The organism is Nesterenkonia salmonea (assembly GCF_005771525.1).
GTDB classification, from domain to species: Bacteria; Actinomycetota; Actinomycetes; order Actinomycetales; family Micrococcaceae; genus Nesterenkonia; species Nesterenkonia salmonea.
On the sequence record NZ_VAVZ01000020.1, the window covers coordinates 20,873 to 46,663 of the forward strand.

26 protein-coding genes and 1 pseudogene are annotated in these 25,791 nt (G+C 60.4%); 11 read left to right on the top strand and 16 right to left on the bottom strand.

Annotation, left to right across the window (positions count from 1 at the left end; translation table 11 throughout):
* Window positions 1-9: 9 nt before the first annotated feature.
* Window positions 10-366, bottom strand: a complete 357-nt coding sequence (locus FEF26_RS16090) for a MarR family winged helix-turn-helix transcriptional regulator (protein WP_243730488.1) — start codon at window positions 364-366, stop codon at window positions 10-12.
* 396 nt (window positions 367-762) lie between these two features.
* Here FEF26_RS16090 and FEF26_RS08340 point away from each other — a divergent pair, with 396 nt between their 5' ends.
* Both FEF26_RS08340 and FEF26_RS15725 read left to right on the top strand, forming a co-directional pair.
* Window positions 763-1,086: a hypothetical protein gene (locus tag FEF26_RS08340; RefSeq protein ID WP_138253083.1), complete on the top strand. Its 324-nt coding sequence runs from the start codon at window positions 763-765 to the stop codon at window positions 1,084-1,086.
* Window positions 1,087-1,123: 37 nt separating this feature from the next.
* Window positions 1,124-1,288: a hypothetical protein gene (locus tag FEF26_RS15725; protein ID WP_166432971.1), complete on the top strand. Its 165-nt coding sequence runs from the start codon at window positions 1,124-1,126 to the stop codon at window positions 1,286-1,288.
* Here FEF26_RS15725 and FEF26_RS08345 read toward each other — a convergent pair.
* On the bottom strand, window positions 1,285-2,676 hold the full coding sequence (locus tag FEF26_RS08345; protein ID WP_138253084.1) for an NAD-dependent succinate-semialdehyde dehydrogenase: 1,392 nt from the start codon (window positions 2,674-2,676) through the stop codon (window positions 1,285-1,287). The two genes, FEF26_RS15725 and FEF26_RS08345, sit on opposite strands and share 4 nt — an antisense overlap.
* A gap of 171 nt (window positions 2,677-2,847) precedes the next feature.
* Here FEF26_RS08345 and FEF26_RS08350 point away from each other — a divergent pair, with 171 nt between their 5' ends.
* Window positions 2,848-3,783: an aldo/keto reductase gene (locus FEF26_RS08350; protein ID WP_138253085.1), complete on the top strand. Its 936-nt coding sequence runs from the start codon at window positions 2,848-2,850 to the stop codon at window positions 3,781-3,783.
* Here FEF26_RS08350 and FEF26_RS08355 read toward each other — a convergent pair.
* From FEF26_RS08355 to FEF26_RS08365, 3 genes are all read right to left on the bottom strand, one after another.
* A complete protein-coding gene (locus FEF26_RS08355; RefSeq protein ID WP_138253086.1) occupies window positions 3,771-4,133 on the bottom strand; it encodes a DoxX family protein in 363 nt (120 codons plus the stop codon). The genes FEF26_RS08350 and FEF26_RS08355 overlap by 13 nt on opposite strands.
* A 97-nt stretch (window positions 4,134-4,230) precedes the next feature.
* Entirely contained in the window at window positions 4,231-5,214 is a 984-nt protein-coding gene (locus FEF26_RS08360) for a hypothetical protein (protein ID WP_138253087.1), read from the bottom strand.
* Between the two features lie 141 nt (window positions 5,215-5,355).
* The gene (locus FEF26_RS08365; RefSeq protein WP_424991730.1) at window positions 5,356-5,649 is read right to left on the bottom strand and encodes a winged helix-turn-helix transcriptional regulator; all 294 of its coding nucleotides are present in this window, start codon (window positions 5,647-5,649) and stop codon (window positions 5,356-5,358) included.
* Window positions 5,650-5,815: 166 nt separating this feature from the next.
* Between FEF26_RS08365 and FEF26_RS08370 the strand changes: the two genes are divergently transcribed.
* On the top strand, window positions 5,816-6,673 hold the full coding sequence (locus tag FEF26_RS08370) for an SDR family oxidoreductase (RefSeq protein WP_138253089.1): 858 nt from the start codon (window positions 5,816-5,818) through the stop codon (window positions 6,671-6,673).
* Window positions 6,674-6,701: 28 nt separating this feature from the next.
* On the opposite strand, the gene FEF26_RS16265 is transcribed toward FEF26_RS08370, so the two are convergent.
* Together FEF26_RS16265 and FEF26_RS08375 are read right to left on the bottom strand one after the other, a co-directional pair.
* Entirely contained in the window at window positions 6,702-6,824 is a 123-nt protein-coding gene (locus tag FEF26_RS16265) for a hypothetical protein (protein ID WP_279536482.1), read from the bottom strand.
* A 39-nt stretch (window positions 6,825-6,863) separates the two neighbouring features.
* Window positions 6,864-8,075, bottom strand: coding sequence for an MFS transporter (locus tag FEF26_RS08375; RefSeq protein WP_166432972.1), 1,212 nt, complete (start codon window positions 8,073-8,075; stop codon window positions 6,864-6,866).
* Window positions 8,076-8,234: 159 nt separating this feature from the next.
* Between FEF26_RS08375 and FEF26_RS08380 the strand changes: the two genes are divergently transcribed.
* The gene (locus tag FEF26_RS08380) at window positions 8,235-8,798 is read left to right on the top strand and encodes a CGNR zinc finger domain-containing protein (RefSeq protein ID WP_138253091.1); all 564 of its coding nucleotides are present in this window, start codon (window positions 8,235-8,237) and stop codon (window positions 8,796-8,798) included.
* Between the two features lie 18 nt (window positions 8,799-8,816).
* On the opposite strand, the gene FEF26_RS08385 is transcribed toward FEF26_RS08380, so the two are convergent.
* Together FEF26_RS08385 and FEF26_RS08390 are read right to left on the bottom strand one after the other, a co-directional pair.
* Entirely contained in the window at window positions 8,817-9,701 is an 885-nt protein-coding gene (locus tag FEF26_RS08385; protein ID WP_243730489.1) for an FHA domain-containing protein, read from the bottom strand.
* 27 nt (window positions 9,702-9,728) lie between these two features.
* Entirely contained in the window at window positions 9,729-9,977 is a 249-nt protein-coding gene (locus FEF26_RS08390) for a hypothetical protein (RefSeq protein WP_138253092.1), read from the bottom strand.
* Window positions 9,978-10,302: 325 nt separating this feature from the next.
* On the opposite strand from FEF26_RS08390, the gene FEF26_RS08395 reads away from it, so the two are divergent.
* The gene (locus tag FEF26_RS08395) at window positions 10,303-11,328 is read left to right on the top strand and encodes an ATP-grasp domain-containing protein (RefSeq protein ID WP_138253093.1); all 1,026 of its coding nucleotides are present in this window, start codon (window positions 10,303-10,305) and stop codon (window positions 11,326-11,328) included.
* A 66-nt stretch (window positions 11,329-11,394) separates the two neighbouring features.
* Here FEF26_RS08395 and gabT read toward each other — a convergent pair whose 3' ends face one another.
* The 4 genes from gabT to FEF26_RS08415 all read right to left on the bottom strand — a co-directional run bounded on the left by gabT (window position 11,395) and on the right by FEF26_RS08415 (window position 16,028).
* Entirely contained in the window at window positions 11,395-12,705 is a 1,311-nt protein-coding gene (gene gabT / locus FEF26_RS08400; protein ID WP_138253094.1) for a 4-aminobutyrate--2-oxoglutarate transaminase, read from the bottom strand.
* Window positions 12,706-12,844: 139 nt separating this feature from the next.
* Window positions 12,845-14,002, bottom strand: coding sequence for an acyl-CoA dehydrogenase family protein (locus FEF26_RS08405; protein WP_138253095.1), 1,158 nt, complete (start codon window positions 14,000-14,002; stop codon window positions 12,845-12,847).
* Complete coding sequence (locus tag FEF26_RS08410) at window positions 14,003-15,184, bottom strand: CaiB/BaiF CoA transferase family protein (protein WP_138253096.1); 1,182 nt, start codon at window positions 15,182-15,184, stop codon at window positions 14,003-14,005.
* Window positions 15,185-15,299: 115 nt separating this feature from the next.
* Complete coding sequence (locus FEF26_RS08415; protein WP_138253097.1) at window positions 15,300-16,028, bottom strand: GntR family transcriptional regulator; 729 nt, start codon at window positions 16,026-16,028, stop codon at window positions 15,300-15,302.
* Window positions 16,029-16,233: 205 nt separating this feature from the next.
* Here FEF26_RS08415 and FEF26_RS08420 point away from each other — a divergent pair.
* A pseudogene (locus FEF26_RS08420) lies at window positions 16,234-17,709 on the top strand (APC family permease).
* Here the strand turns inward: FEF26_RS08420 and FEF26_RS08425 are convergent.
* The 3 genes from FEF26_RS08425 to FEF26_RS08435 all read right to left on the bottom strand — a co-directional run bounded on the left by FEF26_RS08425 (window position 17,699) and on the right by FEF26_RS08435 (window position 19,718).
* Window positions 17,699-18,031: a putative quinol monooxygenase gene (locus FEF26_RS08425; RefSeq protein WP_138253098.1), complete on the bottom strand. Its 333-nt coding sequence runs from the start codon at window positions 18,029-18,031 to the stop codon at window positions 17,699-17,701. The pseudogene FEF26_RS08420 and the gene FEF26_RS08425 sit on opposite strands and share 11 nt — an antisense overlap.
* 52 nt (window positions 18,032-18,083) lie before the next feature.
* Window positions 18,084-18,869, bottom strand: a complete 786-nt coding sequence (locus FEF26_RS08430) for an acetoin reductase (RefSeq protein WP_138253099.1) — start codon at window positions 18,867-18,869, stop codon at window positions 18,084-18,086.
* A gap of 96 nt (window positions 18,870-18,965) precedes the next feature.
* Complete coding sequence (locus FEF26_RS08435) at window positions 18,966-19,718, bottom strand: IclR family transcriptional regulator (protein WP_138253100.1); 753 nt, start codon at window positions 19,716-19,718, stop codon at window positions 18,966-18,968.
* A 204-nt stretch (window positions 19,719-19,922) separates the two neighbouring features.
* Here FEF26_RS08435 and FEF26_RS08440 point away from each other — a divergent pair, with 204 nt between their 5' ends.
* The 4 genes from FEF26_RS08440 to FEF26_RS08455 all read left to right on the top strand — a co-directional run bounded on the left by FEF26_RS08440 (window position 19,923) and on the right by FEF26_RS08455 (window position 25,734).
* Window positions 19,923-20,504, top strand: a complete 582-nt coding sequence (locus tag FEF26_RS08440) for a hypothetical protein (RefSeq protein ID WP_138253101.1) — start codon at window positions 19,923-19,925, stop codon at window positions 20,502-20,504.
* Window positions 20,504-22,114: a GMC family oxidoreductase gene (locus FEF26_RS08445; RefSeq protein ID WP_138253102.1), complete on the top strand. Its 1,611-nt coding sequence runs from the start codon at window positions 20,504-20,506 to the stop codon at window positions 22,112-22,114. The genes FEF26_RS08440 and FEF26_RS08445 overlap by 1 nt, the downstream gene beginning before the upstream one ends.
* Window positions 22,115-22,128: 14 nt before the next feature.
* A complete protein-coding gene (locus FEF26_RS08450; protein WP_208012873.1) occupies window positions 22,129-24,987 on the top strand; it encodes an FAD-binding and (Fe-S)-binding domain-containing protein in 2,859 nt (952 codons plus the stop codon).
* Between the two features lie 75 nt (window positions 24,988-25,062).
* Window positions 25,063-25,734, top strand: a complete 672-nt coding sequence (locus tag FEF26_RS08455) for a DUF1801 domain-containing protein (RefSeq protein ID WP_138253103.1) — start codon at window positions 25,063-25,065, stop codon at window positions 25,732-25,734.
* The last annotated feature ends 57 nt before the right edge of the window (window positions 25,735-25,791 follow it).

Below are 25,791 nucleotides of genomic sequence, written 5' to 3' on the forward strand. Positions count from 1 at the left end.
GTCCGGGACCTAAACGTCACTGTCGCTGCGAACGCTGTGGATCAGACCCGTGAGGAATTTAGCCGCGCCAGCTCGCTCCGCCTCAGTAAGGGCCTCCGTAGCGTGAATCATTCTTGCGTGCATGCCGCTCAGTGTGGCCTTGACTTCTCGATCAGTCTCTCCGAGTATCTCCAAGCCCACGGAACGGCGATCTTCTGGATGGGGTGCTCGGCGGATATAGCCATCGCGACTTAGGCGGTCGACAAGTGCGCTGGTTGAGGCAGGAGTCATATTGAGTGCCTGTGCAAGATCACGCTGTCTGCAGATCCTTCCGGCGGAACGCTGCCGGACCAGGAAGGTGAGGGCGAGCAGGTCTGTCTCATTCATGTTCATGGTTTTCCGGGTCCTGGCGCGCATGGCCTTTTCTGCACCGCGGTATTCTCGAAGCAGGCTGAGCAAATCTACCGAACTACAGGACCCCGAACTCTTGGGGTACCAGTACCCACTACTCTCGGAGACCTCAGACGGTGGGGGAACCAGGAGCTTCACAGCAGTAGGGAGAGGCTCACTGGTCGTTGGGCTCTCGCCCGGCGATGGCGGCGTCTCGCTGCTCATGCTGACCCCCAAATTTTATAAACGATAATTTAGAAATCTTGCTTAACTTTGGCCAACTGTTATACAGTCTAAATATACCAAAGTTGTACTTGTTATTGGTCCTGATCGTTGGGCACCTTGCGGAGACGCATCTCAGGTGGAACCTCAGTCATACGTCAGGAGCAAACAATGGACAGACCCCTCACATCACATGACGTGACGCACGATGGCCCCACTGAACCGGTTGCCCTCGATTCGAGACGGTATGACCAGGTCGCCAAAGCTGCCGCCGCTGGAATTATGTCTCACCGCCAGGTCGACAGCGCCGTGGTGGAGATCTCCGGAACTTCCGGGAATCTGGTCTTCCACCTGTGGTGCACCCTCCTGCCAGAGGATGATCCGTCCGACACTATCGCCCACATTTCAGCAGGGCTTCTCTCCAATGTGGAGAAGATTCTGGGTGAGGCATTCGCCACCCACGACCTCAACTTCACCGTCACTCCTCCCGCCTAAAGCGTCCTCACCAGAAAAGACAGAGGTCACCATGGACATGGCACTCATTCACACTATTAATGCATTTTCTTGGCCGCTGCTGGCGATCGCGACGATTCTGCTCACCTGGAAGCTCACGCACTTTCTAGTGACGCGCCGCAGACGCCCCGCGCAGGGCCCAACCGGCCCGAACCTGGTGTTGGGCCCCCGCGAAGAGGCTTAGCCGCCCAAGTTCTGCTTGTTGAGGCGAACTAGGCGTTCGTTGGTGAACTCGCGCAGCGCCCACTGGGCGTTCTCCCGGCCATAGCCGGAGTTGTTGATTCCACCGAAGGGGAACTCGGGGCTGGAGTCCATATGGGTGTTGACGAACGTCATCCCGGCGTTGATCCGCTCCGCTACCTGCTGTCCGCGTTCAACATGGGTGGTCCAGACTGAGGCCATGAGGCCGTATTGGGTGCTGTTTGCGATCCGCAGGGCGTCTTCCTCGTCCTGAGCTTTGAACACCATCACCGCTGGGCCAAAGAGTTCGTTGCAGCCCAGGTCGCTGTCGAGGTCGATATCGGTCAGTAGCGCAGGGGACATGAACCAACCGTCACGGTCCAGTTTCTCTCCTCCGGTGTGGAGGGTGGCGCCATCGCTGACGGCTTGCTGGATCCTGTCGACCACTTCATCGCGTGCGCCCTCTGAGGAGAGTGGGCCCATGTCCGTGTTGGGGTCGTCGTAGGCGCCCACGGTGACGGCCTCGACTGCTTCCTTGGTGGCGTCGAGGAACTCGTCGTAGAGGTTTTCCAGCACTATGAACCGTTTGGGTGAGGTGCATACCTGACCTGCGTTGGCAGTGCGCAGCGTGACCAGCTTCTGAGCCAGCGCAGCGACGTCGTCGGTGTCCAGAACAACTGCCGGGTCATTGCCTCCCAGCTCCAAGACAGACTTCTTCAGGTATTTGGCGGCCAGTCCGGCCACTGACGCTCCGGCAGTTTCTGAGCCGGTCAGGGACACGCCCTTGACCCGGAAATCCTTCAGTACCTCCTCAGCATCGCTGCTGTTGAGGTACACATTGGTGTAGGCGCCCTTGGGGAGCCCCGCTTCTTCTAGAATGTCCTGGAACTTCTGTGAAGACTCAGGGCAGATGGCTGCCTGCTTCATGATGATCACGTTGCCGACCATGAGGTTGGGCATCGTGAAACGGGCAATCTGGTTGTACGGGAAGTTCCACGGCATGATGCCCAGCAGAGCGCCGAGCGGGTCGTGCTTGACGTAGGTACGGTCAGCACCCTGAGCCTCTGGCAGCTCTGTGGGCTCCAGAAAGCTTGCCGCATTCTTGGAGTGCCAGCGTGCGGTGTAGGCGACCTTTTTGACCTCGGAAATGCCCTGTTTGAGCGGCTTTCCCATTTCCCGGCCAATGATGTGGGCGAGCTCTTCTGCCCGGGACTCAAAGATGTCCGCGGCACGGCTGAGCACCGCGGCGCGGTCCTCCACAGAGGCGCTGCTCCAATCGTGGAAGGCCCGGTCAGCTGTCTCGATGACCCCTGGGATCTGTTCGGTGGGCAGTGAGTCGAAGGTCTTCTCAACTTCACCGGTGTTCGGGTTTGTGACTGCGAATGTGCTCATACCCTCATTCAAGACCTCTTTGGCTCTCACGTCGAGGGATTTCGGTGAGAGCGGAGAAGTGTTCCCAGGTCAAGTGGCTGACGCCGCTCCTGGCAGGGTCCAGACTGGTTTCAGAGGTACTGTGATGAGCAGCACAAAACTGCCCTCATGCGTTTACACGAATGGAGTCCCATGCGTCACGTTCCCCTTGGCCCGGCTGGGGCACTGTCCTCCAACATCATTGCCGGCATGATGCGGATCCACGATAAGTCCGATCAGGAGATACGCGATCTCTATCAGGCTGCACGCACCGCGGGAATCAGCTTCTTCGACCACGCCGATATCTACGGCGGGGAACGTCACCTGTGTGAGCGCCGGTTCAGCGAGGCGCTGCAGCTCACGCCCAGTGACCGGGAGGAGATCATCCTGCAGACTAAGACGGGCATCATCACCGGTGACCCGTACTTCGATTCATCCTATGAGCACATCATCTCCTCCGTGGAGCACTCCCTGCAGGCGCTCTCCACAGACTATATTGACGTGCTGCTGATTCATCGTCCGGATGCGCTGGTGGAGCCTGATGAGGTGGCTCGTGCGTTCGATGAGTTGGAGAGCAGCGGCAAAGTGCGGGCCTTCGGAGTCTCGAATCACACGCCTCGGCAGATCGACCTGTTGAAGACCGCGGTGCGGCAGCCGATTGTGGCCAACCAGGTCCAGCTGTCACTGACCCATTCGGCGATCATAGCGCAGGGCATCGCGTCGAACATGGTCGGCCAGCCAGATTCGGTCACCCTCGACGGTGGCGGCATAGTCGACTACTGCCGGATCAATGGCATCACGCTGCAGGCATGGTCCCCGTTCCAGAAGGGAGCTGCTCCCGGTGTCCTCTTCGATGAGGCGGCATATCCAGAACTCAACGCGGAACTGCACCGGTTGGCGGCTCGCTATGGGGTGACTGCCTTAGCTGTGGCCACCGCCTGGATCACTCGCCACCCAGCTGGCATGCAGGTAGTACTGGGTACGACGACGCCGCATCGGGTGCGTGATGCCGCACTCGGCTCGGATCTGCCACTGACCCGGCGAGAGTGGTACGGCCTGTTCCAAGCTGCCGGGCATCACGTGCCCTGATGATCTTTAGCGATCTGCAGCGAGGTGCGGATGAGGGGGATCTGCAGCGGCAGGCGGGCAATAGCGGCCGCTCGAGCGGTGGGATTGTTCCAGAATTTCCGCACGCTGTAGATGTTCGCCGGGTAGACGGCCACCATAAGCGCTGCGGTGCAGAACCCTCCTGCCCTTCGGGTTGCAGGTACTGCCAGCAGCGCGGCGCAGCTGAGTTCCGCGGCACCACTGGCGTAGGTCCAGAACCGCGGGTTCCCCATCTGGGGCGGAACGATCGAATCGAAGATCTCGGGGCGCGCAAAGTGCCCGACTCCGGCCAAAGTGAGCATGCTCGCCATGGCTGCCGCAGATCGTGTCACTCGTACCCCTATCGTGTGGTCATTCTGTCCCTGTAAAGCCTGCCAGGTTCAGACGCTAGTGAAGTCCTCCATTGTGCCAGTCCCGCAATTCGCGAACCTAGCGGTGGTTGACCGAGTCGCCTTCCCAGGAGAGATCAGCATCGTGGTGTAGGGCATGAACCTCTAGGCCGGGGGTGCGCACCAGGTGCTGAACGAGTACGGTGCTCCCAGCTATCAGGGTGGAATCGTAGTCCAGCTCAGTAGCAAGCACCCAAGAGTGGTCATCGGGCCAGATGATGCTCGGCGACTGGGACCACATGGAACCGCCTATCCAGGGCGCACGCTCAGTCCAGTGCTCCTCGGCGAAGTCCTCCGCCCCGGCCTCAAAGAGAATATAAGTCCGTCCCGTGTCACCGTGGAGTTCCAACCGAGGACCAGAAGCCATCTCCGCGGAGAGCAGCCCTGTGCCGGGTTCCGCTGGGCGGCGTGGGAACCTGGAGAGCATTCCTTGGATTGCACCCCTCGCGGAGCCGAGCATACGCTGTGCGCAGGCCGCCCAGGGCCTCTGGTCTAAGGCTGACACGGAGAAGTAGCCCAAACCATCAGAACTGGTGAGTCCGCCCCAGCCCTCCCAGATGGCAGCGACTCCGGAATGCGGCGTCGTGGTGTGCCTGGCCAGAACGGCAGCCACCGTGGTGAGTGTCTCCGCGTCGAGACAGCCTTCGCTCGGGCCTGAATAGCGCCAACCATCTGGGGCTACAACACCGTCGCTCTCTTCGTAATCGCTCCGGACGAGCCGGGGGTACTGAGCCGTACGGTGCATGATGGTGCCGAATGATGCGGCCGTGTCAGCCCACGTGACGCGTTGGGTCTCCAGAGCTGCGTCAATGTCATCGACCCCATCAAACGCGCGCTCCTGATCCACACCGATCCATGTGTCGGTCTTTCGAGGGCGATCGCGCTCAACTGGGTGGAAAATCCGTGCATACATCTCGAACCCGGGAGGCACCAATGTGAGGATGCTGCCAAGGGGCTGCTCTTCCATAGGCCGAAGCCATTCGCCCCGCGCCACATCCGGGACCCACGCAAGCTGCTGTCTCATGCACTGATTATGGCTTGAATCAGCTGCGTATAAGACCTTGTATGGCAATCTACGGGAAAACCGGGCATCGCAAGGTGGTTATTCGGTGTGTGCCAGAACCGGTGGCGGGGGAGGCCCCGGCTGATGCCGCCTCTACTTTGCCTAGGGTGCGGTCGAGTTGGCTGTCGTCTGGACGTCGGTGTGGGCTTCGATCCACGCCAGCAGGGGGAGCAAGTGTCCCGCAAGCTCCTGTCCCGCGTCGGTCAGCGAGTACTCCACGTGCGGGGGAATCGTGCCGTGGTCATGGCGTGCGAGGAACCCGTCCGCCTCAAGGGTCTTCAGTGTTTGGGCCAGCATTTTTTCGCTGACTCCCTCGATCGCCCGGCGGAGCCCACTCCAGCGCTCCGGGCCCTGGCTCAGCGCATGGATGATCAAGACTCCCCACTTACTGGTCACGTGCTCCAAGAGGGTTCGGCTAGGACACTGCGCGCTGAGAACTGAGGCCGGGGCATAGGCGGAAGCTTACCTGAAAGTGCGTACTAACTATTGGGAAGTTTAGTCTGTCTCAGCCTGTTACTCCCATAGATGCACCACTTCCGGGTGCTTACATAGGAGGAGAAACATGAGCATTGTCATTACTGGAGCAACTGGGCAACTGGGCAGAAAGGTCGTAGAGCAGCTGTTGGCTCGCGGCGTAGACCTGTCCACCATTACCGCCGGGGGTCGAAACGCTCAGGCCCTGGAGGAGTTGGCCGCATCCGGAGTGCGAACCGCACATATTGACTACGGTGATCCGGCGACTCTCGAGGCTGCCTTCCGCGGAGCGGAGAAAGTCCTCCTCATCTCTGGCAGCGAGGTGGGTCAGCGGGTGCCGCAGCATAAAGCTGTGATCGACGCGGCTCGTTCCGTGAACGCATCAGTGGTCTACACCAGCGCGCCGAAGGCCTCCACCTCCGCCCTTATCCTCGCGCCGGAGCATAAGGCGACTGAAGAGCTGCTGGCGGAGTCCGGCTTGAGCTACACCGTGCTGCGCAATAGCTGGTATACGGAAAATTACGACGATGCCATCCGCCAGGCGGCTGCCCATGGAACCATCCTTACCAGCACTGGTAGCGGAAAAGTCGCAAGTGCCACTCGTACCGACTACGCGGAGGCTGCCGCTGAAGTTCTGCTTTCGCAGGACCACGCCGGGCAAGTGCTCGAACTTGCCGGTGATGAGCCCTGGGGCTTCGACGAGCTCGCTGCGACTGTCTCCGATGTCGCAGGCCGGGAGGTGACCGTCAACCAAGTCACGACTGCTGAGCATGTCGAAGCGCTCAAAGGGTTCGGACTGGAAGAAGGGACTGCGGAGTTCGTCGCGGCATTGGATGCCAATATCGCTGAAGGTCTGCTTGCCGACAGTGACGGCACATTGAGCCGCATCATCGGGCGCCCGACCACACCGTTGAAGCAACACATCAAGCAGCTTCTGGCCACCTAGGAGGCGAGCATTGACATTGACTGCTCAGTCAGGAGCTCGGCGCTGACTCGGTTTCCAGAGCGAAGTGCGCGGCGAGCCTGTCTAGTGTGTACTGCTGGCGGAGCTTGCCCGCACAGTTCTGGTTGGCGAACATGCCCATCTCCACAGGCATTCTTGCTCCCTCCGTTATTCCGCTGGGTCCGTTCTGAGCCTACGTGAGGCGCTCCGAGTGGTGCCGGCGCAACTCTGGGAGGGCGCCCCACAGCCCGGTGAGCGTCACTGCGGCAGTGACCAGAAACGATAGAGCCAGCCCCACTCCTCCAGCAAGGATCCCTAGAGCTGCTGGTCCTGCAATAGAGCCGACAGCCAGAAGCAGCAACGCGGCACTGAACCCAGCTGTGGGCCGTTCAGGAAAGACCCGGGAGCTCCAGACCGCCAAGAGTGCAGACATCATCATGAAACTCGGCCCATAGAGCGCAGCGGAGGCGCACACCGTCACCCAGCTCCCTGGTGCCACACCAGGGAGGGCAATGGCAGCGGCAAGGAGGATCAATGCCGCGATCAAAACGCCACCTAGACCGAAGCGCCTGACGAGGTCACCAGTCGCCACACCGGTAATTCCTGTCACTCCGACAATGGTCCACAACACAGGTCCCACGTGCTCCGGTAGCCCAGCCTCCAGCGCCAGATCTGCGGCATAGGTCCAATAGAATGCGCTTCCAACACCGAAGAGGGCGGCCACAAAATACAGCGGGTGTGCCTCCCTAATGAGAGTCCACCGCCATTTCTTGTCAGAGGTTGTGGTCCCTTGGGCCTCTGGGGCGCCGAGAGGCCTCCCACCGCCAGCGTGGAAGTGAGCGGGCTGTGACGCCTTTCCTGGTAGTAGACGGGCGTTCCACGCCGCGCTGACCAGTGCGAAGACTGCGAAGGCGACCCATGCCGCTCTCCAGAATGGACCCGCGATAAGCGCAATGGGCCCGGCGAGAATCAGGCCGGCAGCCGTTCCCGTACTGATGATGGACAATGTGCGTCCGCGGGCATCGGCAGATATGAGCTGATCGACAGCATCGGAGAAGGGGGCCCAGCCCCAGCCTGGGCTTGTACTGGCGAGTACCGCGCCGATCGCCATAACTGCCCCATTGGGTGCTACAGCGATGAGCAGCATGCCCGCGGCGGCGCACAGCCCTCCGAGCAGAATGGGAATCCTGGGGCGCAGTTTCGTTGAGAGGTAGCCCGCCAGGAGCAGTCCGGCGAGGTAGGAAGCATACGTCGCTCCGGATATCAGGCCTAGCGTTTCAGTGGAGAGGTCAAACTCCTCCCGGAAGACCGGTACGAACAAGCCGTAGCCGTAGCGGGCGAACCCGAAGGCGACGGCGATCATTGACATCCCCGCGAGTCCAAGTTTTAGCTCGTGTGTCTTCACAAGGCTCTCCATCTGAGCAGGGCGCTCCATACATCACTGTGCTGTCACCGCCGATTGGAAAAGTTACCGGTCTAAACCGTATGACAGTAACTATGACTAGTAAAATTGTAATGATGGTAACTTCAAGACTGACGACCTGTGGAGAGGGAGGCTGAGTTGATGGAGACTGATGAGTTGAAGCCAGCCCCGCAACCTCTTCAGCTCGTCCAACAGTTCCTCAATACGCGCAGTTTGATGAGGAACTTTGATCTCCTCGACACGCCACTGAGCTTCGCTATCTGGTGTGAAGAGGTGGCCGGCATGCCGCTGGAACAGATGCCAGAGGATCGTGAGTTGAGACGCTACAAATCCCTGCGGGAAGCCCTGAGGGCCGTTCTGCTTGCACACATTTCTGGTTCACCAGCAGAGAAAGCATCGGCCGCCCAAGCTCTGAATAGGGTCACAGGGCCCGATCTGCTCCAGGCTAGCTTCAATGAGCTGGCTGAGCCCAAAGTCAGTGCGCGGGCCGATACGGAGCCGAGCTTGGAAGGGCGGCTTATGGAAGCAGCAGTTGATGCCCACTACAAGCAGACCTGGGCTCGACTAAAGGTGTGCGCCAACGAAGACTGCAGGTGGTCGTTCTTTGATAGTTCCAAGAACCGGTCAGCGACATGGTGCGATATGGCCATCTGCGGTTCACGGGCAAAGATGCGCCTCTATCGGCAGCGGCACAACTCTTCCTAGGGTCTTAGGCGTGAACCCCTAGACGTGGCCGTCGTCGCCTTCTTTGGTCATTTTGCCCACATAGGGGTCGTACTGAGGTTTCTGGTAGGCAAGTTCACCGCCCTGGCGACCGCCGAAAGGACGCCCGTGGTCGGCATACTCTTCGCGGAAGAAGACAAGTCGCCAATGTCCAATTTCGATGCGGGACCCTGACCTGAGAATCACCTGCTCACCTGGGGCGGCGTTCCTGCTGCCGCCACCGGCTCCGATGCGCTTGAGGACGTATTCGTCCATATCGGTGTGCGTGATGATCGCATGGGTGGGGTCCAGTCCAGCCAGTGTGAGGTCCGCACCTTCATCGCTGCCAATAGTGGTCTGCTCGGGCAGAAGATTGAACTCAGTCCGCTGCCAGGAGCCACCCGATGCGTCAGTCCGGGACACGATAAGCCGGGGACGTCCGGAACCAGGTGCGGAGTGGGTGGTCGTCACCCGACGGCGAATCCTCCGGTTGAATGTAGGAACCGGAGGCCACGGTGTCAGTGGCACTGTGGCCAGGCCCGGAAGCCCCGGCTCCTCAGGCTTTCCTCGACTTGCGCTGAAAGCAGTCTTCAATGAGCCCAGACGTATATGCGGCGAGCGTGTCAGGAAGCGTTGAAAAGCAGGTGCTTTGACTGCTCCCAGACGGACGATAGGCCCTTCTGGGCCGATGATGGAGACGGATAAACCCCGAGCAGCCAGCCCGTCGGCAAGCTTCACCGCACTGCGTCTGTCGGCGGGCGTCAGCTGGGAAACCAGCGAGGAGTCGTCAGTGCGCACCTCAACATGGGTTCCTGCAGCTTTGACGGAACCGCTAATGGTGCGGCCGCTTTCGTTCTTCGCATCAATTGGCGTGAACGAGAAATTGAGATCTATATCCAGCCGCATGAGGGGTGACTACCTGTCAACGGTCTCTCAGCGAGAGACTTCGTCGTCGCTGGTCGTCACTCGGAGGGTGCCGTCGAACTTCCATACTGCGCGTGGGGCGTCGGGGCCGATGTCGCGCGGAACTTCCACAGTCATGTCCTGCAGCGTGTAGTTCACTGCCGCGCCCCGACCCGTGAGGTAGGACCACATTTCTTGCCCAAGATCAGCCCAGTCGCCGATCTGGTGAGTCTCGGATCCCTGCTGGGTCGAAGTATCTGGTGAGTTGCTTTCCGTCATGGCCCAATCTCCGTTCACATCGCGAAACAGCGTGACTTTGGACTTTCAGTGTACAGAGAAATCCCCGTTTGAGGGATCCCCTGCAATGGTGACTCACCGCGGGCTGAGTCGAGAACTGTCACCACCCACCAGGAGTCAGCCTCATCTCGGCCTCTCTCCATGACCTGCGTGTTCAGCACATTCGTGATGGTAGTTTGCCTGCCATTCTTCTGGAGTAACGAAAATGCTCATGACTATTGAAATGTCTACAATCAGTGAAGAAGACAGTGGTTACGTAGACGGCGCATTTGTGTGAGTTCTTCGGTGGATAGTGGAAGGTTGCTCAGTGGACCTAGCGGAAACACGCAAGCATCTGAGTGAACTTGATATCAATGCTGGCTCCACGGCCACGCTGATCGCCAACCGGGCCATGAGTCGTGGAATCGCGGTCTCCTCCGATGAGCGTCAGCGGTTGACGCTGCATCGCGGTAAACGACGCATCTGGTTTGACGGGGCGCAGTCGAATATCAACAAAGTGCTGGCTCAGCGCTGCACCCGCTACAAGGACGTGACTGCTCGGCTGCTGAGAAATCACGGTGTCAATGCGCCAGATAACGTGGTGTTCGGTGCAGAACATGTTGGTCCAGCATGGCAGTGGGCCCTACGTGAATTGCCAGTGGTGGTGAAGCCTCCCAACGGGGGCAAGGGTGACTTGGTTCACGTTGGTGTCGACGGGTTCGCTGAGTTCGAGAGTGCTTTCAACGCGGTCGCAGAGTCTGCAGCTGAGGTCCTTGTTGAGCGTTTTGTTCCCGGAGAGGAACATCGAGTTCTTCTCATTTATGGAAAAGTCGCCGCGGCTCAACGGCGTGTCCCAGCTCACGTCCTGGGAAATGGTCGATCTACTATAAATAAACTTATAAAGAAGAAGAATAAGCAGAGAATAAAGTCAAACAATAAAATATACATTGAGTCTCAAATAAATATCGACGACGCCGTATTAGGCAAGTTGGACTCCCAGGGGGTGAGTCTGGATTCCGTGCCGGCACGTGGTCAAAAAATCTGGTTGCGTTCAAACTCAAATGTCAGTAGTGGCGGTGAGGCTCATGATGCCACTGACGATATGAGTCCCGCAGAGATAGCAATGGCAGAAAACGTTGCTCGCGCCATTCCAGGTCTGCGCGTGGCAGGTCTCGATATGCTCTTGCCCAGGGATGGCAATGGAAGCGAACCACACGTGTTAGAAGTCAACAGTAGCCCGCTCATCACCGGTCATCATTACCCCTGGGCCGGTCCCAGCAGAGATGTCGCCGCAATGTTGATAGAGGCCATGTTCCCGACAGCCACAACCGATTCGCCAGAAACACGACGCTAGGCCGGAAGCGAGGCTGCGGTCCTGCTCGCCCTGGTCATCGGATTGCTGAGAGTCGTAGCACTGCGTTCAGGCCTCAGCCAACGCGTCAGTGATGACGCCGAGGCCCTCAATGAGGAGATCGTGGCTGATAGTGAGCGGGGGAAGAAGGCGAATAACGTTGCCATAGGTTCCGCAGGTCAGGGTGATCACGCCTGACTGACGGGCTGCCGACGCCACAGCGGAGGTTAATGCCGCGTCGGGGGCCTTCGTCGCAGGATCCACAAGCTCGAAAGCCAGCATGGCTCCGCGACCCCGAATATCGCCTACCCGAGGATCACTTCTCTGAACCTCTTCAAGGCGTTCGCGGACGAGCTCTTCGATTCTTAGGGCAGCCTGATCGAGTCCCTGTTCATCAATCGTCTCCATGGAGCTCAATGCTGCTGCGCATGCCACGGGGTTGCCGCCGTATGTGCCGCCGAGCCCACCAGGGTGTGCGGCGTTCATGATGTCTTCTCGTCCCGTCACGGCAGAGAGGGGCATCCCGCCAGCGATTCCTTTCGCGGTGGTGATGATGTCCGGCTCAATCTCCTCGTATTCGGAGGCAAACCAGCGGCCGGTGCGGGCGAAGCCCGTCTGCACCTCATCGGCGATGAAGACGACGCCGTTTTCCCGGCACCAGTGAACCACCTCCTTGAGGAAGCCCGGCGCAGGCACGATGAAACCGCCTTCACCCTGAATCGGCTCCATGATCACTGCAGCCAAGTTCTCGGGGCCAATCTGAGTCCGCAGCTGATCGATCGCGCGTTCAGCTGCCGTGTGACCGTCCAGCTCATCGCGGAAAGGATAGGAGCCGGCTACTCGGTGCACCTCAGGGGAGAACGGGCCGAAGGAGTGCTTGTACGGCATCGACTTCGCAGTCAGTGACATCGTGAGCGAGGTGCGGCCGTGATACGCATGGTCGAAGGCGGCGACTGCTTGCCTCCCGGTGAAGGACCGGGCGATTTTGACAGCATTCTCCACGGCTTCGGCGCCAGAGTTGAAGAGGGCGGAACGCACTGGACCCGAAATCGGTGTGATCTCTGCAAGCTTCTCCGCCACGGCTACGTAGCCTTCGTAGGGCGTGACCATAAAGCAGGTGTGGGTGAACTCAGCAACCTGCCGCTGGACGGACTCCACCACTTTTGGGGCGCTGGCGCCGACGCTGGTCACAGCGATACCTGCGGCGAGGTCGATGAGCCGGTTGCCGTCCACATCTTCGACGATGCCGTCTTCAGCTCTGACTGCGAATGTTGGCATGAGGGTGGAAACGCCCCGAGCTACAACAGCTTGTTGCCGCTGCATGAGTCGGCGAGCCTTCGGTCCGGGAAGTTCGGTCTCGAGGTGGCGGGACTGTTTCATGCAGGGTGCTCCTTGGTGCAGATGTGATGGGTATTCCGGTTCCGATCCTGGGGTACAGAATCCATGCAGTCGAATGCCTATAGTTCACAGCAAATATGCCTGCTGGGCATAGAGCTGGTGGTGTGCACTCTTATGCGTGTCATCTGAAGGCCGGGGTGCCGGTGATTTTGTTGCCGATGATCAGAGTGTGGACCTCGTCTGTGCCTTCGTAGGTGCGCACCGACTCCAGATTGTTGGCATGACGCAGTGGTGAGTACTCCATGGTGACTCCGTTGCCGCCGAGGATGGAGCGGCTCTCGCGGGCTATCTCAATTGCCTCGCGGCAATTGTTGAGTTTGCCCACTGATATCTGGTGCGGCTCCAGACGGCCGGCATCCTTCAGGCGCCCCAAGTGCAGAGCGAGCAGGAATCCCTTGTTGATCTCCAGCGCCATATTCACCAACTTCCCCTGGGTGAATTGGTAGCCGGAGAGAGGTTTGTCGAACTGGAGGCGCTGCTTCGAGTAGTCCAGCGCCACCTGCCAAGCGTCACGTGCGGCGCCCATTGAACCCCAAATAATTCCGTAACGAGCCTCATTCAGGCATTCAAACGGGCCCCGCAATCCCTTGGCATAGGGCAGTTGGGCATCGCTAGGCAGGCGAACATCGCTGAGTTCAATGTCGCATTGGATGGAGGCGCGCATCGAAAGCTTAGGTTCGATCGGCGTGGCACTGAAGCCCTTGCTGTCAGTAGGGACAAGGAAGCCTCGAATGCCATCTTCTGTCTGCGCCCAAATGACTGCGACCTGCGCCACGGAAGCAAGGCCTATCCATCGCTTGGAACCGTTGAGCACCCAGTCATCACCGTCACGTCGGGCAACGGTTGTCATGGCAGACGGGTCCGAACCGGCGCTCGGTTCGGTCAGGCCGAAGCAGCCAATCACGTCACCTGTGGCCATCTGGGGTAGCCAGGTGTGCTTTTGGTCTTCTGACCCGTGCTTGTAGATCGCGCTCATAGCTAGGGAGCCCTGAACAGAAACGAAAGTGCGTAGGCCAGAATCACCAGCCTCCAGCTCTGCGGCGGCAAGCCCGTACTCCACTGCGCTGCGTCCGGCGCAGCCGTAGCCCTCTAGGTGCATTCCGAGCAGCCCCAGTTTGGCCATCTCGGGAACGATCTCCAGTGGGAAGACGGCGTCGTCGTACCAGCCGGCAATATTGGGCTTGATGGCGGAATCCACAAACGAGCGAACCTGCGCTTGGAGGTTCTGCTCCTCCGCGGTGAGGAGTGATGCGAAGCTAATCAGGTCACTGTCAAGCATTTAGGAGCCTTTCAACGTGCTGGGTGTTGGACGCAGGGTGAACATGGTGCCTTGATGCTCCCCCAGGGCAGGTGGGACGCTGCGATACTGCGGTGCTGCGTTCGAAAGGTGGATCGGGTTTGCCAACTGCTGTGACTCACGGCCCGTTGCCGGGTCTGCGATTGTTGTTCGCGGCTCAAGCTTCAAAGTCTCGGCTAACTCAAGGGCTTCGCTGACACTGTTGACTTTTCCGGCAGGTACTCCTTCTGCGAGAAGTTTCTCCTGCCACCGCGCAGCAGTGTCGTCCAATAACATGGTTTCGATCAGAGTGCGTAGGTCATCGCGTGAGGCAACGCGGAGCTCGTTGCTGGCGAAACGAGAGTCCTCGAGCAGATCCTCACGTTCCAGGACCCGCAGAAGGTCAGCGAACTGGCGGTCGGTTCCCACCGCTAGCGCCAGAGTGCCCTCTGCGGTGCGGAACGTTTCATAGGGAGCAATGCTCGGATGGGCGTTGCCCAACCGGCGCGGTGACCTGCCGGTGGCCAGAGTGGCGGTGCCTTGATTGACCAGTGCGGCGACCACAGAGGAAAGGAGGTTGACCTGCACCTCTTGACCCATCCCCGTGGCATCTCGAACTCGCAGTGCCAGCAGAATGCCAGCCAAGGCGTTTTGCCCGGTGAGAACATCCACCAGGGCGACACCCACCTTGCTCGGGTCTGAGTCGGCCTGACCTGTGATGCTCATCAGGCCACCCAGCGCCTGCACCAAGAGGTCGTATCCGGGCATATCCTCCCCGGACCCGGGACCGAAGCCAGAGATCGAACAGTACACAATATGGGGATGGTCCTTCGTTAAGGTCTCATAATCGAGTCCAAATTTTGCCATGACGCCGGGTCGAAAATTCTCAACGACGACGTCGCAGTCAGCGATCAGATCCCGAGCGTAGGTCAATCCTTCCGGTGTCTTCAGGTCTGCCACGACCGACCGCTTGTTCCTGTTGACGCTGGAGAAATATGTGCCGGTCCCATCCGCATCCACCGGTGGGACCCAGGAGCGTGTGTCATCGCCACTGGGACTTTCAATTTTGATGACCTCGGCACCGAAGTCTGCAAGCTGCATAGTGCACAGAGGGCCAGCGAGAACCCGAGAAAAGTCAGCGACTCGGACGCCCTCCAGTGGCCCCGAACTCACGGAATGCGACATCGCATGGCCTCCTCGCCATTGTGGCATGTTGCATGCAACTGTATCGGGCAAGGCCGAGGTTGTAAACGTCTGACCTCGGAGGCTGGCGGGATGGGTGTGGGGGACGGGGTGAGTGCTACTGGCAGTGTCTGCTGAGCTGATCAATCTTGAGGAGATACTCATCAGCAGAAAGCCCCGGGGTATGGGCGCTGACACCGGTGATCAGCAGTTTCGCTGTTCTGGTGACGTGTGCGCGCACGGCGAGAGCGACTGCCTCGCAGTCGCGGCGGAGAAGCGCATCGATAATCTCGCGACGGTCATCGGCCAAGTCCTGTCCGCTCCGGGTATTGGGAATCGTGACAAGACCCCGCGTCAGAACCAGGTTGCGCAGTTCACGGTCCAAGTCCGTCAGTCTGGGATTGCCCGCCAGACCCAGCAGAAACAGGTGGAAATCCTTATCCGCTTGCAGAGTTCGAGGGCCGTCTCCGGCAGCGGCCGCATCAAGAATTCTGCCGTGGAGGACCTGGATGTGGCGCAGGTCTTCATCAGTGGCAGCTTCCGCGCCCCGGGCGGCTGCCGGCGGTTCCAAGATGATGCGGATTTGGAAGATCTGCACTATTTCATCCAGGGACATTTGGATGACCCTGACTCCCCGGTTCTTCTCAATCCGGACAATGCCCTCCTTCTCCAGCAATTGGAGTGCCTCGCGGACGGGAGTGCGTGAGACGCCGAGTCGCTGGGAAAGGCCGATTGCCGAGTAGTGTTCTCCGGGACGCATTTCCCCTGAAGTGATCGCAGCTCGCAGCATGTCTGTGACCTGGTTGGTGAGGGAGGCACCCGTGGTCACTGGTTGCATGCTACTCATGGTGAAAGTCTACGGGGAGCCTGAGTAGCTCCAGGTGAGGCGATGGCGGGTTGCCGCCTTCATTATGTGTAGTATGCGTCACAAGAGGCGAGTCGGCCGTCTACGATGCGCCTCATCTTGAGCGCACACTGATCTGAAGCGCTCTTGCCTGACCGTTGTATTCTCCGCAGGACCTCTCCCACGTTGCACTCAGAAGGGACCACCAATGTCTCAATCACTCTCAGGGCACACCCCGCCCCAGGAGGGCCGCTTCAAGCGCTCTCTTGGATGGCTGGAAATCCTGTTTATCGGATTCGGGGCCATGATTGGCTTCGGCTGGGTGACGCTGACCAGCGGTTGGCTCATCGGCGCAGGCACCATGGGCACTGTGGTCGCATTCATCATTGGGGCTGCCATTATGGCGTTGGTTGGGCTGGTCTACGCCGAGTTGGTCTCAGCGATGCCACTTGCCGGGGGAGAGCACAATTACCTCCTCCGGGGTCTCGACCCGCGTCTCGCCTTCATCGGGTCATGGGGAATCGTCGGTGGGTAGATTGCGGTGGTCGCTTTCGAAGCGGTCGCGATCCCCAGAACCATCGCCTACATCATTCCTCAAGTGAATTCGATACCGTTGTGGACGGTCGCTGGTTTTGAGGTGAACTTGGTGTGGGCGCTTATCGGCGTCGTCACCGGAATCCTGCTCACTGCGTTGAACATCAAAGGAATCAAGCAGGCCAGCTTCTTCCAGACATCTGTCGTCAGCTTCGTCGTGACGATGGCTTTGGCGCTGATTGTGTTAGCGCTGTTCAACGGTGAGCCCCAGCATGCGGAGCCGCTCTTCACCGGAGGCACGGCAGGAATCATCGCAGTGCTGGTCGTGGTGCCTTTCCTCTTCGTCGGCTTTGATGTCATTCCGCAGTCTGCGGAAGAGGTCAAGGTGTCTCCACGGAAAATCGGTATTCTCGTGGTCTTATCAGTCTGTATCGCTGCAGCCTTCTACATAGCGATCGTGCTCACCACCTCCGTTGCTTTGCCGGCATCAGAAATGGGCGACTTCGATTTGGCGACCGCTGATGCCATGGGTGCCTTGGCGGGCAACGCGTTCTGGAGCAACGTCGTAGTGGCCGGAGGCCTGGCGGGCCTGCTGACCTCATGGAATGCCTTCATCATCGGCGCCTCCCGCCTCATCTGGGCGATGGCCAACTCCGGGATGCTGCCGCGCTGGTTTGCGAAGCTTCACCCTAAGCACAGGACGCCCATCAATGCCCTGCTCTTCATTGGTGGGATCTCTGTGGTCGCCCCGTTCTTCGGGGAAGTCATGATGGTCTGGCTGGTGGACTCCGGGTCTCCATCAATCATCATCACCTACATCTTGGTCTCAGTGGTCTTCCTGGTTCTGCGCCGCCGCGAACCGGATATGCCACGGCCCATGCGGGTCGGCGGGCAGACCGGAAACATTGGTGGCACCGTAGTTGGGGTTCTGGCTCTGGTGACCACCGCCGCGATGTTCCTGCTGTACCTGCCTGGGATGCCTGCTGGCCTGACTTTCCAGCCCTACATCATGTTTGGAGCCTGGTGGCTGCTGGGTCTGATCTTCGTGCTGCGTATCCCAGGAGGAATCCAACCCGGACCGCAGGCCGAGCATGATTTGCTCACAAAGCTTGCCTCTCAGAAACGCGCACCGAAGCCCGTCAGGGACTAACCTGCATCTCTCCCATCTCGTCCCATCCATCACCCTCTACCTGGCGTGAAATGATCTTGGGCGTCGCCACCAGGGCTTGATGCATGGGGCTCCCCTTCGCAGTGGCCCTCTGGAAATGTTCAGAGTTTACGTGGGGAGCCGCGCCGTCGTCGTCAAAAGCTTCGACCAAGACGTACTCGTGAGGGTTATCAAGGCTGCGTGACCATTCGAACCACTTATTGCCTGGTTCCGCGCGGGTGGCCTCGGTGAAATCGCGGGTGATCTCCGGCCATTGGTCCGCGAGCTCTGGTTTGACGTGAAACTTCACAACGATGAGGATCATGTTCTTTCTTCCTTTCCGGTGGTGCTGGGTCTACGGCGTGCTGAGCTGAATCTCAAGAAAACTGCATCCCTCCATCAACCAACATGGTCTGCCCGGTGATGTAGTCGGAGTCCTCGGAGGCCAAGAAGGACACAAGGCTGGCGACGTCCTCGGGAACGGACACCCGGCCCAGGAGGATGTCCCCGGCGTACTTCTTGATCGCCTCACCTTTTTGCAGGCCCTCCGATTCGGCGAGTTTCTCATCGATGAGGTCCCACATGGCCGTCCCGACAATCCCTGGGCCATAGGCATTGACGGTAATGCCGTATTTGGCCCACTCCATGGCAGCTGCTTGGGTCAGCCCCCGCACGGCCCACTTACTGGCCGAATAAGGGGAGAGCAGGGCAAAAGGGCGGAAAGCCACGATGGATGCGGCGCCGATGATTTTGCCGCCTGAATCCTGTTCCATCATCTGGCGGGCTGCGGCACGGTAGGAGTGGAAGACGCCGGTGACGTTGACGTTCATCATCTTGTGGAAGTCTTCTGTGGTGTAGTCGAGCAGCGGTTGAACCTGGGCGATTCCCGCGTTGGCGACAAACACGTCAAGTGACCCGCCGGCATCAACTGCTGTCCGGACCAGCGCCTCAACGGACGGTTCCTCGGTGACATCGACCTCGGCAGTACTGGCATGTCCTCCTGCGCCGGTGATGGTCTCGACAGTCTCTTCTGATGCTTCCTGCATATGCGGCAGGTCCGCGACCACGACGTGCAGCCCGTCCCGTCCCAGTCTTTCGGCGATCCCGCGCCCGATCCCACGGCCGGCCCCCGTCACGACGGCGACTCTGTGTTGTGCGCTCATGATGCGTGCTCCTTGACTCTAGAAGGTGAGCACAGTCTGTGACGCAACTAACACAGATACCTAGTCGCTTTCTCGTTCTATGAGAATTGGCGGTGCTTAGCCTGCGCGCATGTACCGGCTGCACTGGCCGGCGTACTCGCGCAAAGCAGACTCAATCCGCGCCTCCAGACCTGTGACTTTGCGCGAGGGCATGCTCACCGCCAAGGCACCCACGCACATCCCACTGCCATTGCGCACAGGTGCCGCCGCGCAGGTGGTGCGGGGCAGAAACTCCTCATGTTCCCATGCGATTCCGCGGGTTGAGACCTCATCGAGGTGATCACTCAGTACGTCCTGGCGCGCGATGGTGTGTGGCGTCAGAATCGGCATCCCGCGGGCCTCGAGGTAGGAGCCCCGCTGCTCCGCCGTCATCCCCGAAAGCAGGATCTTGCCGAATGCCGTGGCATGGGCGGCCTCATGGAATCCGAACCGCAAGGGCCGCAATCGGGGGTGTTGATCACAATCGGAGAGGTAGGTGAGCACGATGTCCGCACCTCGATAAACGGCAAAGTACGACGCCGCCTGCAGGGTTCGGTGCAGCTCGGCTGTTGCTTGCCGGATGGGGGAGGGAGCCAATAGTCGCTGCCGGAAGGACAGTCCGAGGTCGAAGCACTTGGGACCCAACTCAAAACGCCCATCATCTTTGAGGTGCACCAGGTACTGATTCGCTACGAGGTCATTGAGCAGTCGGTAGACGCTGGGCAGGGGTATCTCAAGTTGTTGAGCAACCTCCTTGGCTGTGGTGCTTCCTGAGGCAGCCACGGCCTCCAGGACAGCGAAAGTCCTGTGGATGACAGAAGTCGTAGCCATTGGGGTCTCCTCTCGGGGGCGGCTCAGAGAGTGCCTGCGGCATGCGTTCTCATGGGGCGAGAATACTCCTGTCTATCAGTGTCGCAGATCACATACCGTCGAGGAGCGGTCAATGGATGATCGCGCGGCAAGGCTCCGTCATCACCATTTCGCGATGGTCGTGGCAGAGCTGCCGGAGAGGTTAACCTGCCGAAGGAGCACCCGATGGTTTTCCCCGCCAAGTACCCTTCACTCAATGCCACCGAAATGACGGAAGAAGCCCGTCAAACCTTGATCCGAGTGTTGCGTGTGGCGTTCCCCCATGAGTCCGTTCCTGATGGGCCCTACGAACGAACAGCTGACACCATCCTCACTGAGGCGCAGAACGAAACCTGGTTCCGGGTGGCGCTGACTCAGGGACTCTTGTCCTTGAACCAGATGGCCGACGGCGATTTCCGCACCCTCGATGACGAGTCTGCGCTGAAGGTCCTGCGCCGCGTGGAGGGCACCGAGTTCTTCGGTTTCGTCCGCCGCACCGCAGTGCTGAATCTCTACGACGATGCCGATGTGTGGGAAGCCCTCGGCTATGAAGGTCCGTCATTCGAACACGGCGGTTACATCAACCGAGGTTTCAACGACCTCGACTGGCTGCCCGACCCGCGCGTCGAATTCCCCGTCGGAGAGACCATGCCGGAGATGGCTCAGGGAGCGGCTGGCGTGCCCCGTCCAGTCGCTGAGGGACACACAACTGACAGCACGAATCAGCCGGGTGCCACAAGCTCGGATATGGAAGAGGTGAAGAAGTGATGACGTCCGCCCCTGAGAACGGCACACCCGGGAAGAGTGTCACCAGCCAGAGCATCGATCAGGACGAGGACGCCGTCGTCATCATTGGTTCCGGGGCTGGTGGAGGAACACTGGCCTATGAGCTCACCGCCAAGGGCATTCCCGTTGTGGTGCTTGAGGCCGGACCGTACCTCACCCATGACGACTACGTGAACAACGAGTGGGAGTCCTTCAACCAGATGGCGTGGCTGGATCCCCGCACCACCTCCGGGTCCTGGCGTGTGGCTCGCGATTTCCCCAACCTCCCGGCATGGATCGTCAAAGCAGTCGGCGGCACCACCACCCACTGGTCCGGAGCCACCCCACGCTTCAAAGAACACGAGTTCAAAACTCGCAGTGTCTACGGCAGGGTCGACGACGCCAACCTTCTGGACTGGCCCATCGGCCTAGAAGACCTAGCCCCCTACTACGACCGGGCAGAGAAAGCGATGGGCTCCACGCACGTCCACGGCCGACCGCCGCTTCCGGCGAACAACAACTACAAAGTCTTCGCCAATGGGGCCGAACGGGCCGGCTATAAGTTCTACGCCACCGGCCCCTACGCCACCAACGCCGAGGAGTACGACGGGCGTCCGGCCTCCATCCAAGACGGCTTCAACTTTCAGGGCGACAAGAACCGCTCAAAGTGGTCCATCTTGGTCCGTGAGATGCCTCGAGCTGAAGCGACCGGGCTGTTGGACCTGCGGCCGGACTCCCAGGCTGTGCAGATCACCCATGATGCAGAAGGCAGGGCCGACGCCGTCCTCTACCTCGATAAGGAGGGCAACCTGCACCGGCAGGCAGCGAAAGTTGTCTGTGTGGCAGCGAACTCGATCGAAACTCCACGGCTGCTGCTCCTCTCTGCGACGCCGAGATTCCCAGACGGCCTGGCCAACTCCTCCGGTCAGGTAGGTCGGAACTACATGCGCCACCTGACCGGCACCGTCTGGGGTCACTTCGACAAACCTGTCCGGATGTACCGCGGAGAGACCATGGCGGGCCTCATCGGCGACGAATCGCTCCATGATCCTGACCGCGGCTTCGCCGGAGGCTACTACCTGGAGACCATCTCCCTAGGGCCGGCCTTCATGGCGGCGTTCGTGGAGCCAGGTGCCTGGGGTCCCGACTTCACTAAGCTGCTCGACGCCTACACCAATTCGGCCGGTATGTGGATAGTCGGTGAAGACATGCCGCAGGAATCCAACCGCGTCACACTGAACACCACAGTGAAGGACGTCAACGGGCTTCCGGTGCCCAATGTCCACTACGACGATCACCCCAATGACGTCGCCATGCGCGAACATGCCTACACCGCCGGGGAGAAGGTGTACGGTGCGGTGGGAGCGCAGTCCACACACCGCACTCCGCCCTACCCCTCGACCCACAACCTCGGCACGGCGCGGATGAGCGAACGCCGCGAGGATGGTGTGGTGGACCGCTGGGGGCGTGCCCACGATGTGAGGAACCTGTTTGTCTCGGACGGATCGGCCTTCACCAGTGGAGCGGCAGCGAACCCCACACTGACGATCGTGGCGCTGGCCATTCGGCAGGCCGACTACATCGCCGAAGAGCTCAAAGCCCAACGGATCTGATCCCGGACAATCACGTGGGAAGATCCCCGAACCCTGTCTCCTCCACTCTGGCAGAGATCCCGGCCGGCCTCGTCGACGCGCTCAGGAGAGCGACCGGCGAGGTCGGTGCCCGGGCTACTGACCGGTTGGCTTCTGCCCATGATGCCTCGCACTATCTGCTGACCCCGCAAGCGGTGGTGCGCCCCCGCTCAGTAGCAGAGGTCGCGGAGCTCTTCAGGACGGTGCAGCAGACGGGTGCAGCAGTGACCTTCCGATCCGGCGGGACAAGCCTGTCCGGCCAGGCGGTCACCGACAAAGTGCTCGTAGACGTCCGCCGGCACTTCGGCGCTATCGAGGTGCTCGACGACGGTGCCCGGGTCCGCTGCGGCCCCGGAGCTGTGCTCAGACAAGTCAATGCCCGGCTGCTGCGGTACGGCAGAAAACTGGGGCCGGATCCAGCCAGTGAGATTGCGTGCACCATCGGCGGAGTGGTGGCCAATAACTCCTCCGGTATGGCATGCGGGATCACCACGAACACCTACCGCACCCTGGACTCCTGTGTTCTGGTGCTGCCCAGCGGAACGGTGGTGGATACGTCGTCGGACCAGGCAGATGCGCACCTGGCACAGGATGAGCCGGATCTGCACGCAGGCCTGGCCGCACTGCGTGATCAGCTGCGCGCAGATCCGCGATCCGTGGAGCGCATCCAGCAGCTGCACTCGCTGAAAAACACGATGGGGTACGGGTTGAACTCCTTCCTGGACCACACTGAGCCGGTCCGGATCCTGGAGCATCTGGTCATCGGCAGCGAAGGCACACTCGCCTTCCTGGGTGAAGCCACATACCGGACCGTCCCGATCAAACCTCATGTGGCCACAGGACTGCTGATCTACCCCGATCTGGCCTCCGCGACTGCCAGCCTTCCCGAGCTTGTCAGTGCGCAGCTGGCCACAGTGGAGCTGATGGACGCCACCAGCCTGCGCGTGTCACAACGGGACCCGAAATCCCCAGAGGCCATCCGGGCACTCGAGGTGAAAGAGCACTGCGCGCTGCTCGTAGAGTTCCAGGAAGCGGATGCTCAAGCGCTGCAGGACAGACTCCAGTCCGCGAACGCACTGTGGGACCGGCTCCCGCTGACCGTGCCAGCGCAATTGAGCACTGACGCCCAAGCGCGCACCGCTCTGTGGCGGACCCGCAAAGGACTGTTCGCAGCGGTGGCGGGTAATCGCCCACCCGGAACAACGGCCCTCTTGGAAGATATCGCGGTCCCCGTGGAACAGCTGGGTGAGACCTGCGAGGCGCTGAGGACCCTCTTTACCAAGCATGGGTACCGGGATGCTGTGATCTTCGGCCACGCCAAGGACGGCAATATTCATTTCATGGTGACCGAATCCTTCACCGAAGGTTCACAGGAGGGGGTGGAACGCTACGCGGAGTTCACCGAAGACATGGTGGAAAGCGTTCTTGCTCGCGGAGGAACACTCAAAGCAGAACATGGCACAGGCCGCATCATGGCGCCGTTCGTGCGCCGTCAAGTAGGTGATGAGCTCTACGCGGTGATGCAGCGGGTCAAGGCGCTGGCGGACCCTCAGCTGATCCTGAACCCTGGTGTGCTTCTGACCGAGGATCCAAGGGCGCACCTGAAACACCTCAAAACCTCGCCCGTGGTGGAGGAGGAGGTCGACCGATGTGTGGAGTGCGGCTACTGCGAACCAGTGTGCCCGAGCCGCCAATTGACCCTCACCCCCCGCGAACGGATTGTGCTCCGCCGGGAGATCGCCCGCGCGGAGCACGCCGGAGACACCCCACTGGTGCGCACTCTGCGTCAGGAATACGACTACGACGGCGTCGACACCTGTGCCGTGGACGGCATGTGTGAAACAGCCTGCCCCGTCTTCATCAACACCGGGGACCTTGTCCGCCGGTTGCGCGCCGAGACCACGTCTGGGGCTGAGCAGAGAGCATGGAAAGTTGCTGCCAGAAGCTGGGATGTGACCAGTCAGGCCGGAGGCTTCGCCCTGACCGTGGCTGGCAAGCTGCCATCAGCGCTGCCGCGCAGAGGATCAGAAGCGGCCAGACGTGTTCTAGGTGCGGAGGCTGTTCCCCGCTGGTCTGCTGATCTGCCCAGCGGGGGGCGTCGTCGTCCTGTTCTTCATAATGACCAGGCAGAAGCGCTGTGGTTCCCCAGTTGCACGCAGACCATGTTCGGCCCTGAGGTGGGCGACGTTGCGGGTGAGAACAGCGGCGGGGTTGGGAAGGCCTTCCAGCAGCTGTGCAAGACGGCTGGTGTCCGGCTGCGCACCCCTGAGTCGATGCCCTCGCTGTGCTGTGGCACCCCCTGGAAGTCCAAAGGCCTGAGCGCTGGCTACGACCGTATGAGGCAGAAGGTGCTCGAGGCGGTGAGGGACGCCTCAGATGGTGGGCGGCTCCCTGTGATCAGTGACGCCAGTTCCTGCACTGAGGGCCTTGAGGTGCTCCGGGCTGATGCTGGGATCGAGGTGGTGGACTCGGTGACTTTCGCCGCTGAGCGTCTGCTGCCCGCCCTCCGTGACCTTGGTGTGCTCCCTGAGCCGGCGTTGCCGTCGTTGACACTGCACCCCACATGTTCCTCCACCCGGCTTGGGCTCAACCCGGCGTTTGAGGCCCTGGCGGAGGCTGTGGCTCAGCAGATCCACGTACCACTGGAATGGGAGTGCTGCGCATTCGCCGGGGACCGAGGCATGCTCCACCCGGAGCTCACGGCCTCCGCGACCAGGGCCCAGGCGGCAGAGGTCCGGAGCCTGAACAGTGCGGCGCATGCCTCGACGAATCGCACCTGTGAAATGGGTATGGCGCGTGCCACTGGAAAGCCCTACCGGCACATTCTGGAACTGCTCAACGCCGCGGTCCACTAGCGCAATCAGTCATGCTCAGCTGCATCCGGTCCCGGGATGAGGCGTGCTTGCAGTCGCGCTGGATACGATGAGGGCATGAGCACGACTTTCGGATCGGTCGCCGGCATCGGGCGCCCCGCCCGTGATGCCCTGCAGCAGGCCGGATACCTGAACCTGGAGTCTCTCCACGGGGTCGAATACGCTACGCTCGCCTCACTTCACGGCCTCGGGAGGCGGAGTCTGGAACGCCTGCGGGCGGCTCTTGTGGAACGCGGCATGGGGCTGGCCGGCCATGTGCCGGAGCCCGAGGCGCGCCGCTCTGTGATCACCGAAGGTCATACCGGAAAGAACGCGATAGACCTCAAGACGGCCCCTAGTGACCAAACTCCGAGTGACTTTGTTGAAGGGCTGGACACTGCGCGACGTGTCGTACACGGTAGATTGCTGTTGGAAATCTTCACACGCGTCACTGGGGAGCAACCCGTGATGTGGGGGCCCACAATGATCGGCTATGGACAGGCCCACTACCGCTATGCGACCGGCCGGGAGGGCGACACGTTCCGGCTCGGATTCTCACCCCGGAAAGCGAAGATCTCGCTATACGGCCTCACCGGATCACCGCGCTCAGCAGAACTCTCAGCCCGGCTCGGTAAGCACAGCACCGGCGCAGCGTGTCTCTACATCAACACACCGGAAGACATCGACCTCGCAGTCTTGGAAGAGATGATCCGAGATGCCTGGGAGGCTGATCTGACGCCCCACTGCTGAGGCTCCCGGGATCGGCACGCCTTGTACTGCACATATAGTACAAAACTTGTACCATGT

What these genes read in the sequence shown, in the direction of transcription:
- FEF26_RS16090 (WP_243730488.1), bottom strand. Translation starts at nt 366, where the DNA reads ATGAATGAGACAGACCTGCTCGCCCTCACCTTCCTGGTCCGGCAGCGT.
- FEF26_RS08340 (WP_138253083.1), top strand. Translation starts at nt 763, where the DNA reads ATGGACAGACCCCTCACATCACATGACGTGACGCACGATGGCCCCACT.
- FEF26_RS15725 (WP_166432971.1), top strand. Translation starts at nt 1,124, where the DNA reads ATGGCACTCATTCACACTATTAATGCATTTTCTTGGCCGCTGCTGGCG.
- FEF26_RS08345 (WP_138253084.1), bottom strand. Translation starts at nt 2,676, where the DNA reads ATGAGCACATTCGCAGTCACAAACCCGAACACCGGTGAAGTTGAGAAG.
- FEF26_RS08350 (WP_138253085.1), top strand. Translation starts at nt 2,848, where the DNA reads ATGCGTCACGTTCCCCTTGGCCCGGCTGGGGCACTGTCCTCCAACATC.
- FEF26_RS08360 (WP_138253087.1), bottom strand. Translation starts at nt 5,214, where the DNA reads ATGAGACAGCAGCTTGCGTGGGTCCCGGATGTGGCGCGGGGCGAATGG.
- FEF26_RS08370 (WP_138253089.1), top strand. Translation starts at nt 5,816, where the DNA reads ATGAGCATTGTCATTACTGGAGCAACTGGGCAACTGGGCAGAAAGGTC.
- FEF26_RS16265 (WP_279536482.1), bottom strand. Translation starts at nt 6,824, where the DNA reads ATGCCTGTGGAGATGGGCATGTTCGCCAACCAGAACTGTGCGGGCAAG.
- FEF26_RS08380 (WP_138253091.1), top strand. Translation starts at nt 8,235, where the DNA reads ATGGAGACTGATGAGTTGAAGCCAGCCCCGCAACCTCTTCAGCTCGTC.
- FEF26_RS08385 (WP_243730489.1), bottom strand. Translation starts at nt 9,701, where the DNA reads ATGCGGCTGGATATAGATCTCAATTTCTCGTTCACGCCAATTGATGCG.
- FEF26_RS08390 (WP_138253092.1), bottom strand. Translation starts at nt 9,977, where the DNA reads ATGACGGAAAGCAACTCACCAGATACTTCGACCCAGCAGGGATCCGAG.
- gabT (WP_138253094.1), bottom strand. Translation starts at nt 12,705, where the DNA reads ATGAAACAGTCCCGCCACCTCGAGACCGAACTTCCCGGACCGAAGGCT.
- FEF26_RS08405 (WP_138253095.1), bottom strand. Translation starts at nt 14,002, where the DNA reads ATGCTTGACAGTGACCTGATTAGCTTCGCATCACTCCTCACCGCGGAG.
- FEF26_RS08410 (WP_138253096.1), bottom strand. Translation starts at nt 15,184, where the DNA reads ATGTCGCATTCCGTGAGTTCGGGGCCACTGGAGGGCGTCCGAGTCGCT.
- FEF26_RS08415 (WP_138253097.1), bottom strand. Translation starts at nt 16,028, where the DNA reads ATGAGTAGCATGCAACCAGTGACCACGGGTGCCTCCCTCACCAACCAG.
- FEF26_RS08425 (WP_138253098.1), bottom strand. Translation starts at nt 18,031, where the DNA reads ATGATCCTCATCGTTGTGAAGTTTCACGTCAAACCAGAGCTCGCGGAC.
- FEF26_RS08430 (WP_138253099.1), bottom strand. Translation starts at nt 18,869, where the DNA reads ATGAGCGCACAACACAGAGTCGCCGTCGTGACGGGGGCCGGCCGTGGG.
- FEF26_RS08435 (WP_138253100.1), bottom strand. Translation starts at nt 19,718, where the DNA reads ATGGCTACGACTTCTGTCATCCACAGGACTTTCGCTGTCCTGGAGGCC.
- FEF26_RS08440 (WP_138253101.1), top strand. Translation starts at nt 19,923, where the DNA reads ATGGTTTTCCCCGCCAAGTACCCTTCACTCAATGCCACCGAAATGACG.
- FEF26_RS08445 (WP_138253102.1), top strand. Translation starts at nt 20,504, where the DNA reads ATGACGTCCGCCCCTGAGAACGGCACACCCGGGAAGAGTGTCACCAGC.
- FEF26_RS08455 (WP_138253103.1), top strand. Translation starts at nt 25,063, where the DNA reads ATGAGCACGACTTTCGGATCGGTCGCCGGCATCGGGCGCCCCGCCCGT.